Genomic DNA, 11,699 nt, shown 5'->3' on the forward strand with positions numbered 1-11,699 from the left:
GGGTTGGGCTCTTTATGCAGCGCGATACGCTGCGACAGGCGCAGATCGTAGGTGTTGTATATCGCAGAATACGGCACCGGAAAGTCAGAAGCGTAAAGCAAGCGCGAATGCACGTCCGTTTGGCTCGCCAGATGCGGCAAAGCCTTGGCGCGTACCGGCGTCATCAGCGCAGAAACGTCTGCGTAGAGATTTTTGTGCGTACGCAGAAGCGCCAGAAGCGCAAAATAATCGTGTCCGAAATTTCGCGGGCGGCGCGAGAGCGCACGAAAAATATGCGAATACTCGTAGTTAATCGCCATGTGCGCGCACACCGTCGTAACGCCCAGCTCAAGCGGCGCATAGATCATCTCCAGTGCCTCGTAGCGGCGCGAGCTCGGCACCGAGCTTTCGTTGCCGATGTGGATCACCAGCGGCAAGCCGAGCTTGGCGAGCTTCTCAAAATACGGCACGTATCGAGGCAGCCTCGTATCCAGATCCCAATAGTTTTGTAAAAATTTCGCCCCCTTAAATCCGAGCTCGAAGCAGCGATCAATCTCATCTAGCGCATCCGCTCGCTTTGGATTGATGCTAAAAAACGGCACGATGAGACCTGGATTTTTTTGATAAATTTCAAACACGCTGTCGTTGTCCGCGCAGACGGTCTTATCGCGATGGATTAGCTCGCCCGCGTCGCTAAATTTAGCATCCACGCCGAAAAGCACCGCTTTTTTAACGTATTTCGAAGCCTTAAGCCCGCCGAGCAGAGCGTCCACATAGGCCTCGTATGGCTCTTTGATCGCGCGCGATACGTCTATGCCGAAGCGCCTGCCGAAAAGGCGCAGCGCGAGCCTGTCGTAAGGGCGGTCGAAGCGCACCTCCTTGCTTAGCAGATGGACGTGAAAATCAAGCGTTTGCATCGGGGATCCTTGGAAAAATTTTGCCGAGTTTATATCAAATTGCAGTAAATGGTTAGAAATTTAAATTCGGGTTTAAATTTGCGCTCCGTGCCCCGCCGCGCCTTTAAATTTTAAAATTTAAACCTCGCCGAAAGAGCCGCTAATTGATATTTAATGCCGTTTTAAAGCTACGGCGATATACTTGCGATTTGAAAAGCTATTTCAATTAAGGAGCGAAGATGGAGTTTGAAATTTTAGAAAATTCCGCCGATTTTAAGCCTAGCGATCTGGATGAGATAATGGTCTCGATCGGCTGGGATACAGAGCAAAACGCAGCCTCCGTGCCGCCGCACGAGACATACAGGGTGTGGCGCACCTATGATTACGTGGCGATCGCCAAAACGCAAGGCAAGACCGTGGGGGTGCTGGAGGCGTTTTGCGACCGCGACAACTTCGCTACGAGCTATCTTTACTGCGTGATAGTTCATAAGGATTATCAAAGGCGCGGTATCGGCACGGCGCTTGTGAATGCCTTTAATAAGCGCTTTGCGCACACCACCACCTTTGTCGTGACCCCTCTGCACAAGGCTGAGGGCGCCGGGGAATTCCTACAAAAGTGCGGCTTTAAGGACGCGTCGAAGCACTTTACGATCCACATGAGGAAGCGAAATTCGATCTAGCGGACATAAATTTTAAAATTTATCAAGCTTTGGCTATATTAAATTTAGCTATGAGCTGCTATAATCACTAAAATTTAAGGGGCCAAAATGATCACTATGCAGATCCAAAGCGGCGTCGATCGCGATACTCTCGAAACTTTTAAGAAGCTTTTTTTAAAAATTGATCCCTCCGCACAGATCACTCTAAGCGGCGAGACAAATTTAGAAACGATTCTATCGGAGTTTAAATCCGGCGAAAGTTACGACGAGATAAAAAGCGGAATGGATGCAGATTTAAAATCATACGCAAACGGCGATCTAAGCGGCTTCGATGAGCTAGGCAAGGGCTGGAAAAATTGAAAATAATCCAGTCTAAAAGATTTCGTGCACAGCTTAGCAAGATAGTAGAATTTATCGCAGAGCACTCAGAGGATGCGGCGGAAAATTTTAAAAACGAGCTTTTTACGCGAGCAGGCAAGCTTGGCTTTATGCCGTATAAATTTCGTAGATCAAAAAGCTTTGACGATGATAAAATTAGAGATTTCATATTTAAGGGTTTCGTAATCCCGTATCTAATAGACGAACCCGACGATACGATCGTTATCCTATCGATATTTAAGCAAAATTTATTGAGATAGCTTGACGCCTGTTTAAAAACATCCGCGTTTAAATTCCGCACTCCATTTATTAAAACCGCTTATTCGCCGACGCCGCAGCGCCAAATGTACAAACCGCTCGCCCCGCTAAATCACCGCATATTCGCGCGCGGCGCCGTAAATTCTAATTTTACGCATGCTGCGCGGCGCGCGAAAACAGCTCCGCTCCCACCTGCGCAAAAGCAAACCTAAAAGAATTTTCGGCTACAATTTCCCCCAAATAAAGGCAAAATATGAAAGAAATCTCGCTACTAAGGCTCTCGCTCGCAATCTACGTCGATATGTTTTTGCGCCTAGTAACCACGTTTATCAACACCTACATGATCTCGCGCGTGGACGTCTCGCTAGTAGGCGCGCTGGGAGCGGGCAACGAGATATTTCTGCTCTTCATCACGGTTTTTGGCTTCCTCGCCGTGGGCTGTTCCGTACTCGTAGCGCAGGCGCTGGGGGCGAAAAATAAAGTCCTAGCCATGCGTGCGATCCACACGAGCATCGCATTCAACGCGCTCGTGGGGCTTTGCAGCGGCGTTTTCGTCTTTAGCTGCGCGCCGTTTTTACTCCGCGCGCTGCAGGTGCCCGCCGAGCTTTTGAGCGAAAGCGCGATCTATCTTAAGGTCATCAGCATCGTCTTTGCGATAGACGCCGTCGCGATCGTGCTTAGCGCCATCGTGCGCGTTTACGGATACGCAAATTTCATCATCGCGGTCTCCGTGGCGATGAATCTAGTAACTCTCGCGGGCAACTACGTCGTGCTCTTTAGGCCGTTTGGACTGCCGTATTACGGGCTTGAGGGCATCGGCGTGAGCACCATCGCGGGGCGCATGATCGGCGTATTTTTATTCTTCCTCATCATCACGAAGGTGCTAAAGATAAAATTTTACCTCACGATGTTTTTAAAGATCCAGTTCGCTACGCTGCGTAAAATTTTATCCGTAGGGCTTCCGAGCGCGGGCGAAAACATGCTGTGGATCGTGCAGTATCTCGTCGCCTTCGCCTTCGTCGCGAGTATGGGCGAGGCGAGCCTTACCGTGCAGACGATCTATTTTCAAATTTCATCATTCATCTTCTTCGGCGGAAGCGCGATCAGTATGGCAAACGAAGTGATCGTAGGCCGCCTCGTAGGCGCCGCCAAGCCGCAGGAGACGTATCGGCACACTTTTATCGCGCTGCGCTTCGGGCTTGGGGCGACGGCGCTTTTCGTCGCGATCGTGTTTTTAGCGCGCGAGCAGATTATGGGGATGTTAAGCCTAAACGAGGCGCACAAGCAGGTCATGCGGCCGCTTTTTTACCTAACGCTCGGGCTTGAGTTCGGACGGACGCTTAATATCGTGTTCGTAAACGCCCTGCGCGCAAGCGGCGACGCGAGGTTTCCCTTTGCGATGGGTGTGATCTTTATGTGGGGCGTCTCGATCCCCGTGGGCTGGCTTTTGGGCATTCATCTGGGGTATGGAATTTTGGGCGTTTGGATCGGGTTTTTCTGCGACGAGTGGCTGCGCGGCAGCGCCAATACGGCACGATGGATAAGCAAAAAATGGCAGAGCAAAAAGTTAGTCTAAATTTGCTAGGCTTGCCGATTGGCCTGCGTTTTAAGCGGATGAAATACGCGCGTATCCGCATTAGCAAGGACTGCGAGATCAGCGTGAGCGTGCCGCGCTCCTACACCGCGGCGCAAGCGAAAGACTTCATCCTGAAGCACGAAAGCTGGATCCGCCAAACGCTAGCGCGACTGCGAAGCAAACTTTTAGCAAGCGATCAGGTTAGAATTTTAGGCAAAATTTACAAGCTGAAATTTAGCCGCAAGGTCGGGCTCGGTCCAAACTGCGGCGCGAGTGAAGTTTCAAATGATAGTGTGCGGAGTTGTGTAGATGGGGGCGCGAGTAGCGGCGCAGGAAACGGAATTTTAAAATTCCACTCGGGCGGGTGCGCTCCACAAAGCGACGACGCAGGTAAATTTAACTCCGCCGCGAGCGATCAAATTTTAAAATTTGACCCTGCCGCAAGGGACGGAATTTTAAAATTTAAACCCGCCGAGAGCGGAGAAATTTCAAATTTTAACTCTGTCGCGAGCGAAGAAATTCCGCTCATGAGCGAAAAAATTTCAAAATCTGCGAGCGAAAACGCGCCGCAAAATGCAGCACAAAGCGCGCAAGCTGCAGCGATCGAGCACGATGAGCCTGATTTTACGATCAAAAATTTTATCCAAAGCTCTAAATTTAAAGATAAAATTTTCATATCGGGGGGGGCGATCTTTTGCGAGGGCGAGGGCGAGTTTGCGGCGTTTAAAAAGGCTTTTGCGCTTGAGCTTTATCTGCGCTATATCGCGAAATTTTCCCCGCGGATAGGCCGCAAGATCGTGCGGGTGCGGGTGCGCAAAATGCAAACGCGCTGGGGCAGCTGCAACCACGCAAAGGGCTATCTCAACTTCTCGCTAAGCCTGATAGAGCGGGATCCGCGCTTCGTCGAATACGTCGTGTTGCACGAGCTCGCGCACTTCATCCATGCAAACCACGGAGCGAATTTTTACGCGCTTATCGCGCAGATCATGCCAGATTTTAGGGCACGTATCAAGCTAGGTAGGGATGAATAGCCCCTCAAAGAGCTTTCGCAATAGCAATATTTTGCCTATTTTTATATCCCTGTTTTTGCACTGTTGTCATAATCGACTCCTTTTAACTTAAAAATTTCTATTATTCTTTCCATCTCATTTTTTTGTATTAACGATGTATTGATATCAAAGATAAGTCCCTCTATCCATAATTTCTTGAAGCCAAAATTTATTATAAGCGGAGCATTTTCTTTAAAAAATAATCCAGATGAAAATTGCAAATATATTAATTTTAATTCATCATATTTAAATACTCTCGTAAAATAATTAGATATCACAAATCCATTCTCATAAAATATAATTCTACGAAACGTCTGTTCTGTAAATAACATTATGAGCGCTAAAAATATAATCAATGAGATAGAAATACCAACAATATCGCCTCTATACCAGCCAGTATACACTAGTAATAATAATACCGCATATGATAAATATGGTCTTAAGTGCCCGAAAATTTTACTTCTTTCCACGCGATAAATTTCTTTACCTAGCCATTCTGGATTTTTCATAGGGTGCCTTTAAATTTGATCTGTTATTTTACTTCCGTAAATCTTAAAATTAAATTTCTTATGTTCGGGCGAATTTTAATTACCGTCATATGCGCTTATCTATACCTAGATAAAATTTTTCACGCCTTAAATCAGCGAAATTTCGCAAATTTTCGCGGATCCAAACGCTAATCTAAAGCCGCAAATTCCACGTATTTCTCCATCGCAACCAGCAGTAGCCAGCGCGCGGTGGGGCTGAAAAAATAGTGGTGTTCAGGGATCTGCTCTATTATAAATTTTAAAAAATCGTAAAAATATTCGGGCGCAAATTTAACCTCGGCACTCGTTAGGCTATCGCCCAGATAGTAGATTTCGCCGCTCAAAATTCTCGCTTTTGCCGTGGGGTTTGTGTCTATGAAGCTTCTGGCACCGGCAAAGCTCAGGCAGTCTGCGGTCGCGTAATCTTTCAAACCCAGCAAGACGGGCTTGGAGCCGACGAAAGTGAAATTTTCCTCTATAAAGCGCGCTCCGCCCTCGCTTACTTGCCAGCGATCGCCCAAGCTCGATAAAAACGCAAACATCTCATCATCTGCGGATCTAAAATTTGCAGGCTCATTTTTGCGATCCATTTTCGTCCTTTTTAAATTTGTAGTAATTTTTGCGGCGCGCGAGCCGTTCCGAGCCGTCGTTTTGTAGCGCAGTAGTACTCAAAAAAAACCGCTGCGGACACAGATAAAATTCTACTCGCAAGTATTGCCTTATAAAGCCGCGCAGTGTTTGCGACGATCAGGCAAAGGGCGCTTAGCAAACGACCACTAAACGATAAACGTCTCACCGAACGATGGCAAGCAAGCAAACAAGCAGCAGAAAGCCGTCAAGCGGCAGGCAGCGACTAAATTTAAAATTCCGCAGCCCGCCAAACTAGAGCTTAAATAATTGCCGCGCAAGGCAGATCAAGGCAGATCAAGGCAGCTTACTTGAAAAAATTCTTGATTTTATCGAGTATCCCCTCGTCGTCTCCGCCCTTGCTACCGAAGCTTTCTTGAAGCTCGCGCAAAAGCGCCTCTTGCTTCTCGTTCAATTTTTTAGGCGTCTGGACGTTTACCTGCACGATCAGATCGCCGTTTTTCTTGGTGCGGATATTCGGCGCGCCCTCGCCGTAGATCGTGAAGCGCTGCTTGTCCTTGGTGCCTACTTTGAGTTTCAGCTCCGCCTTGCCGCGCGGCGTCGGCACCTCGATGCTCTCGCCCAAGATCGCCTGCGTGAAAAACACCGGCACCTCGATATACAGGTCGTCTCCGTCGCGCAGGAAGTGGCTGTCTTCCTTCACGCGCACTATCACGTACAGATCCCCAATCTCGCCGGTTTTAGAGACGTTGCCTTTGCCGCTTAGGCGCACGCGCTGTCCGTCGTCGATGCCTGCAGGAATATCAAATTTAAGGCTCACGTCCTCCTCGGTAAAGCCTTTGCCGCCGCAATCCTTGCATCTATCTTTTACGATCTCGCCCGTGCCGCCGCATTCGGAGCAGCTTTGGATAAAGCTCATATATCCGCGCCTAACCGCGACGCGCCCGGTACCGCCGCAAGCGGAGCAAGTATGTCTTTTTTTGTCCTTCGAGCCGGTGGCGTCGCAGGTAGGGCACGGCTTTTTGATCTTGTATTTTATCTCCTTGTGAACGCCCTCTAAAGCCTCTTTAAACTCCAGCGTTACGGCCAGTTCGGTATCTATGCCGTATGGATCGCTAGGGCGTGAGCGACCGCCTCCGCCAAATGCTTGTTCGAAAAAATCGCCGAAAATCGAGCTGAAATCAAATCCTCCGCCGCCCGCGCCGCCGTATGCGCCGCTGATGCCCTCTTTGCCGTAGCGATCATACATTCTGCGCTTTTGATCGTCGCTTAAAATTTGATACGCTTCGTTGATCTTTTTAAATTTCTCCTCCGACTCCTTGTCGCCTTGGTTGCGATCGGGATGGAATTCCAAAGCGAGCTTTCGAAACGCCTTTTTTATCGTCTCGGCGTCAGCATCGCGCGCCACGCCTAAAATTTCATAATAATCTTCTTCCACGAAATTCTCCTTGAACTATACAAAAGGCGCAATTTTATCTAAATTTAATAAAACGCAAGTTAAGACTTAACTATTTTTATGTATAATGCAATATTTAAAATTTCAAATCAACGATGCAAAGGATAAAAAATGATAAATGTATTGATGATAGAAGACGACAGCGAGTTCGCACAGCTTCTAACCGAATATCTGGCTAAATTTAACATCCAAGTTACAAACTTTGAAGACCCGTATCTGGGCATTAGTGCGGGGATCAAAAACTACGATCTACTGATTTTGGATCTTACGCTTCCTGGAATGGACGGACTTGAAGTCTGCAAAGAGATCCGCGAGAAATACGACATCCCGATCATCATCAGCTCGGCTAGAAGCGACGTGAGCGATCGCGTCGTAGGCCTTCAGATCGGTGCGGACGATTACCTACCGAAACCTTATGATCCAAAAGAGATGCACGCGCGCATTATGAGCCTCATCCGCCGCTATAAAAAAGCCAGCGAAAAGGAAGAAACCGCCACGGATAGCGTATTTCGCATCGACGATAAGCGCCATGAAATTTACTTCGGCGAGGAGTCGCTCGTGTTAACACCTGCGGAGTATGAAATTTTAGAATACCTAATCAAGCAACATAGCTTTTCGGTATCTCGCGAGCAGCTCGTATACCATTGCAAGAGCCTAAAAGATAAGGACTCAAAGAGCTTAGACGTCATCATCGGACGCCTGCGCACCAAGATCGGCGATAGCTCCAAGGCGCCTAAGCATATCTTTTCGGTTCGCGGTATCGGCTACAAGCTCATCGGATGAAACACTCCTTAATCACGAAGATCACCGTATTTTTCGTAATCGCGCTTATTCTGGTATGCACGCTTTTTATCACTTTCGGACGCATCCAGATGAGCAAAGCCCTGGGGGCGATGCAGGCAAACCAGATAAACGCGGTAAATTATCTACTCGAGCTTTATAAACGTAACACCCCGCCTAGCGACATCGAGCAGTATTTTTCAAATTTCGGACTCGAGCTCGTCAAAGACAAAAACGTAATCCAAAATATCGGCACCAGCGGGAAGAAATTTTTCGTCCAAGACACCTCGATCGGAGAGTTTAGCTCGGTCGAGTATAATAACTCGCTCTTTTTAAATATCAAAAACAACTCCTTCATCGTCGTTTTTGAAAGTATCGGCACCAAAAATTTAAACGATCCGCTCTGGGTCGGGTTTTTCCTCACCGTCGCGGTTTTGGTTTCGCTTTATCTGTCGATCATGAAGAGCTTCACGCCGCTAAAAAAACTAAGCAAAAATATCAAAAAATTCGCCCAGGGCAACCTGGACGTAAATTTAGCCGCCGCTCACAGCGAGGACGAGATCGGGCAGGTCGCGCAGGAATTTAACAACGCGATCGCCAAAATTCAAGAGCTAATCCGCTCGCGCCAGCTGTTTTTGCGCACCATCATGCATGAGCTCAAAACCCCGATCGGCAAGGGCAGGCTCATTACGGAGATGCTCGAGGACGAGACGCAAAAAGTGCGACTCGTAAACGTTTTTGAGCGGCTTGAAATTTTAATCAACGAGTTTGCTAAAATCGAGCAACTCCTCTCAAAAAGCTACTCGCTAAACTATCAAGACTACCATTTCAGCCTCATTTTAGAGCAGGTAAGAGATATGTCGATGCTCGATAATTGGGACGAGCTCATCAGCGAAAACATCGAGTGCGACGCGGTGATAAACGTGGATTTCGGTCTGTTCGCGCTGGCGATTAAAAATTTGATCGACAACGCCCTGAAATACTCCGCCGATAAAAAGGTCGCCGTCATCTGCGACGAAAATAAGATCAGCGTCGCCAACCGCGGCGCGGCGCTTGCAAAATCATTCGAGCACTACAAGCAGGCCTTTATCAGAAATAAAGACGAGAAAGCCACCGGCATGGGGCTTGGGCTTTACATCATCGATAAAATTTGCGAGCTGCATAAATTCCGCTTTGAGTACAATTACAGCGACGGCACGCACTACTTCTCGATCGTCTTTTCGCCGAAGGGCGCTATATGAGCGGCGGAGACAGGTTCGAAGAGCTCGTCGCAAGCTTTGAAAAGCTCCCCGGCGTGGGCAAAAAGTCCGCTCTGCGCTTTGCCTACTACGTAAGCGTGCAAAATTCCTTCCTAGGGCTAAATTTAGCGCACAATATCGAAGAGGCGGTACGCGGACTGCACAGATGCCGCATCTGCGGAGCGGTATGCGAGGGCGAGATCTGCGAATACTGCGCCGACGAGGAGCGCGAGAGCGATAAAATTTGCATCGTCGAAAACCCCAAAGATATCTTTATTTTAGAGAGCAATAAAATTTACAATGGCCGCTACTTCGTGCTGCAAAGCGCCAGCGAAGAGACGGTGGAAGCTCTGCGCGCTATGGTGGAGCAAAACGGCGCGAGCGAGCTGATTTTCGCGCTGACGCCGGGCATTAACTCCGACGGGATCATGCTCTATATCGAGGACAAGCTCGCGGATCTGGGTTTGAAATTTACTAAGCTCGCCCAAGGCGTGCCTACTGGCGTGAGCTTAGATAACGTCGATATGCTCTCGCTGATAAAGGCGATCAACGGGCGCACCGAAATTTAAAATTTCGTCTAAATTTTAAATTTAGCCGCATAAATTTAAAGCGCAAAGCGGCGAATAGGTTTTGCTGCGAAGCCCAAGCAGCGAAATTTTAGGCGTAAATTTAAATAGTTTGGCACGCGATGAAATTTACCGAAATTTACGCGGCTTCGGCGGTGCGCTATGATGCGGCAGGCGGGGCGGCAAACGGCGTCCTGCTTGCCGCGAGGTTTTAACGGCGAGTTTAAGCTGTAAAATTTTAAGCGCGCCGTTTCGAAGCGGATTTGAGTGCGGAATTTCGAGCGCTCAAATTTTAAAAAGCGAAATTCTAAAAGTAAATTTAGATCGCTAAATTTTAAAAGCGGATTTGGAAGTAGCAGACGAGGTTGCGCGACGCTGCGAGTTCGTAAAAATTTAGAGGCGAATTTCAAAGCGTGAAATGGTTTAAATTTTTAAATTTCGCCGGCGCGGGATTTAAAAATTTAAACGTAATTATCTATTATATTATTTAAGGAAAAAGGTGAAAAAGGTTCATTTTATCGGCATCGGCGGCATAGGGATATCGGCATTAGCGAGATTTTTACACGAGAAAAATTTTATCATCTCAGGCTCTGATATCAAAGAGAGCGAGACGACCTACAAGCTAAGAGCAGACGGCATGGAGATCATCACGCCGCACGACGCTTCGGCGATCAAAGATCAGGAGATCGTCATCTACTCCGCCGCGATCAAAGAGGACAACGTCGAGCTACAAGCCGCGCGCAAAAAGGGGATCGTCTGCCTCTCGCGCAAGGAGGCCTTGCCCTTCGTGCTAAAAGACAAACGCGTCTTCGCAGTCGCCGGCGCGCACGGCAAAAGCACCACGAGCGCGATAACCTCGGCGCTGATAAACGGCTCGGTCATCATAGGCGCGATCTCTAAGCAGTTCGGCTCGAATATGAAATACGAAAACAGCGAAAACATCATCTTCGAAGCCGACGAGAGCGATTCGAGCTTTTTAAATTCCAACCCCTACGTCGCGGTCGTGACCAACGCCGAGCCCGAGCATATGGATCATTACGATAACGATTTGGATAAATTTCACGCGGCGTATCGCGGCTTTTTGGAGCGCGCCAAGATCCGCGTGATAAACGCCGAGGATGAGTTTTTAAGCTCGATAAAGCTCGGCTGTATCAAGCTCTTTCCTTCGCGCGACATAACGGATCTGAAGGTGCTGCTGCGCGATCATCAGCCGTTTATGAGCTTTAATCTTAAAGAGCTCGGGCGCTTCGAGGTTTACGGGCTAGGAAGGCACATCGCGATTGATGCGTCGCTAGCGATCCTAGCCGCAGCATGCGAGACGGGGCTAGAGCAGATCCGCAAAAATTTACTGAATTACCAAGGGATCAAAAAGCGCTTCGACATCCTGTGCGCCACCCCAAACTTCGTGCTCATCGACGACTACGGCCACCACCCTACCGAGATCAGAGCGACTCTGCAAAGCGCGCGCGAATACGCGGCTCTGCTAGGTCTTAGCAAGATTACAGTGATCTTTCAGCCGCACCGATGGAGCAGACTCAAGGCAAATTTAAACGCTTTTAAGGAGTGCTTCGCAGGCGCTTTGGAGCTAGTGGTGCTGCCCGTTTACGCCGCGGGCGAGCCGAGCAACGGCATCGATCTGAAAGAGGAATTCAAGGGACTGGGCGCGCTATTTACCGAGCGCGTCTTTAGAAACGGCGAGAAGATAGAATTTAGCGATATTTTCGGCGTCCGCCACATCATAAACGACGG

The 11,699-nt window shown here is 48.5% G+C and carries 14 protein-coding genes; 9 read left to right on the plus strand and 5 right to left on the minus strand.

The genetic code is table 11. The annotated features are described in order from the left end of the window. The coding region (locus Q0438_RS08685; RefSeq protein WP_299190187.1) for an amidohydrolase family protein at positions 1-896 on the minus strand (896 nt) is incomplete at its 3' end. Positions 897-1,114: 218 nt separating this feature from the next. On the opposite strand from Q0438_RS08685, the gene Q0438_RS08690 reads away from it, so the two are divergent. The 5 genes from Q0438_RS08690 to Q0438_RS08710 all read left to right on the plus strand — a co-directional run bounded on the left by Q0438_RS08690 (position 1,115) and on the right by Q0438_RS08710 (position 4,777). Then, positions 1,115-1,555 (plus strand): GNAT family N-acetyltransferase, encoded by a 441-nt coding sequence (locus Q0438_RS08690; protein WP_299190188.1) that lies wholly within the window; start codon positions 1,115-1,117, stop codon positions 1,553-1,555. Between the two features lie 87 nt (positions 1,556-1,642). Beyond that, positions 1,643-1,894 carry a hypothetical protein gene (locus Q0438_RS08695; RefSeq protein ID WP_299190189.1) on the plus strand — a complete coding sequence of 84 codons (252 nt, stop codon included), beginning with the start codon at positions 1,643-1,645 and terminating at the stop codon, positions 1,892-1,894. Continuing rightward, positions 1,891-2,172 carry a type II toxin-antitoxin system RelE/ParE family toxin gene (locus tag Q0438_RS08700; RefSeq protein WP_299190190.1) on the plus strand — a complete coding sequence of 94 codons (282 nt, stop codon included), beginning with the start codon at positions 1,891-1,893 and terminating at the stop codon, positions 2,170-2,172. Before Q0438_RS08695 ends, Q0438_RS08700 begins: the two co-directional genes overlap by 4 nt. Positions 2,173-2,423: 251 nt before the next feature. Then, positions 2,424-3,746 carry an MATE family efflux transporter gene (locus tag Q0438_RS08705; RefSeq protein ID WP_299190191.1) on the plus strand — a complete coding sequence of 441 codons (1,323 nt, stop codon included), beginning with the start codon at positions 2,424-2,426 and terminating at the stop codon, positions 3,744-3,746. A gap of 38 nt (positions 3,747-3,784) precedes the next feature. Next, complete coding sequence (locus Q0438_RS08710; protein WP_299190193.1) at positions 3,785-4,777, plus strand: M48 family metallopeptidase; 993 nt, start codon at positions 3,785-3,787, stop codon at positions 4,775-4,777. A gap of 41 nt (positions 4,778-4,818) precedes the next feature. On the opposite strand, the gene Q0438_RS08715 is transcribed toward Q0438_RS08710, so the two are convergent. The 3 genes from Q0438_RS08715 to dnaJ form a co-directional block, all read right to left on the minus strand. Then, a complete protein-coding gene (locus Q0438_RS08715; RefSeq protein WP_299190195.1) occupies positions 4,819-5,304 on the minus strand; it encodes a hypothetical protein in 486 nt (161 codons plus the stop codon). Positions 5,305-5,471: 167 nt separating this feature from the next. Next, positions 5,472-5,912 (minus strand): hypothetical protein, encoded by a 441-nt coding sequence (locus Q0438_RS08720; RefSeq protein ID WP_299190196.1) that lies wholly within the window; start codon positions 5,910-5,912, stop codon positions 5,472-5,474. A 344-nt stretch (positions 5,913-6,256) separates the two neighbouring features. After that, positions 6,257-7,348 carry a molecular chaperone DnaJ gene (gene dnaJ, locus Q0438_RS08725; RefSeq protein WP_299190197.1) on the minus strand — a complete coding sequence of 364 codons (1,092 nt, stop codon included), beginning with the start codon at positions 7,346-7,348 and terminating at the stop codon, positions 6,257-6,259. Between the two features lie 129 nt (positions 7,349-7,477). On the opposite strand from dnaJ, the gene Q0438_RS08730 reads away from it, so the two are divergent. The 3 genes from Q0438_RS08730 to recR are packed head-to-tail and all read left to right on the plus strand — an operon-like array spanning position 7,478 to position 9,953. After that, on the plus strand, positions 7,478-8,149 hold the full coding sequence (locus tag Q0438_RS08730; protein ID WP_005870149.1) for a response regulator transcription factor: 672 nt from the start codon (positions 7,478-7,480) through the stop codon (positions 8,147-8,149). Continuing rightward, the gene (locus Q0438_RS08735; protein ID WP_299190199.1) at positions 8,146-9,387 is read left to right on the plus strand and encodes an ArsS family sensor histidine kinase; all 1,242 of its coding nucleotides are present in this window, start codon (positions 8,146-8,148) and stop codon (positions 9,385-9,387) included. Before Q0438_RS08730 ends, Q0438_RS08735 begins: the two co-directional genes overlap by 4 nt. Continuing rightward, the gene (recR, locus tag Q0438_RS08740) at positions 9,384-9,953 is read left to right on the plus strand and encodes a recombination mediator RecR (protein WP_299190201.1); all 570 of its coding nucleotides are present in this window, start codon (positions 9,384-9,386) and stop codon (positions 9,951-9,953) included. The genes Q0438_RS08735 and recR overlap by 4 nt, the downstream gene beginning before the upstream one ends. Positions 9,954-9,988: 35 nt before the next feature. Here the strand turns inward: recR and Q0438_RS08745 are convergent, their stop codons facing one another. Further along, positions 9,989-10,360, minus strand: coding sequence for a hypothetical protein (locus Q0438_RS08745; RefSeq protein WP_299190203.1), 372 nt, complete (start codon positions 10,358-10,360; stop codon positions 9,989-9,991). Between the two features lie 89 nt (positions 10,361-10,449). On the opposite strand from Q0438_RS08745, the gene murC reads away from it, so the two are divergent. Next, positions 10,450-11,699, plus strand: a 1,250-nt coding sequence (gene murC / locus Q0438_RS08750; protein ID WP_299190205.1) for a UDP-N-acetylmuramate--L-alanine ligase, incomplete at its 3' end; no start/stop codon positions are given.

This window comes from uncultured Campylobacter sp. (assembly GCF_938030785.1).
GTDB lineage: Bacteria > Campylobacterota > Campylobacteria > Campylobacterales > Campylobacteraceae > Campylobacter_B.

Bases quoted from the DNA above. Each gene is read 5' to 3' on its own strand.
- Q0438_RS08735 (WP_299190199.1), top strand. From the start codon at position 8,146: ATGAAACACTCCTTAATCACGAAGATCACCGTATTTTTCGTAATCGCG.
- Q0438_RS08730 (WP_005870149.1), top strand. From the start codon at position 7,478: ATGATAAATGTATTGATGATAGAAGACGACAGCGAGTTCGCACAGCTT.
- Q0438_RS08705 (WP_299190191.1), top strand. From the start codon at position 2,424: ATGAAAGAAATCTCGCTACTAAGGCTCTCGCTCGCAATCTACGTCGAT.
- Q0438_RS08710 (WP_299190193.1), top strand. From the start codon at position 3,785: ATGAAATACGCGCGTATCCGCATTAGCAAGGACTGCGAGATCAGCGTG.
- Q0438_RS08720 (WP_299190196.1), bottom strand. From the start codon at position 5,912: ATGGATCGCAAAAATGAGCCTGCAAATTTTAGATCCGCAGATGATGAG.
- Q0438_RS08690 (WP_299190188.1), top strand. From the start codon at position 1,115: ATGGAGTTTGAAATTTTAGAAAATTCCGCCGATTTTAAGCCTAGCGAT.
- Q0438_RS08715 (WP_299190195.1), bottom strand. From the start codon at position 5,304: ATGAAAAATCCAGAATGGCTAGGTAAAGAAATTTATCGCGTGGAAAGA.
- Q0438_RS08695 (WP_299190189.1), top strand. From the start codon at position 1,643: ATGATCACTATGCAGATCCAAAGCGGCGTCGATCGCGATACTCTCGAA.
- recR (WP_299190201.1), top strand. From the start codon at position 9,384: ATGAGCGGCGGAGACAGGTTCGAAGAGCTCGTCGCAAGCTTTGAAAAG.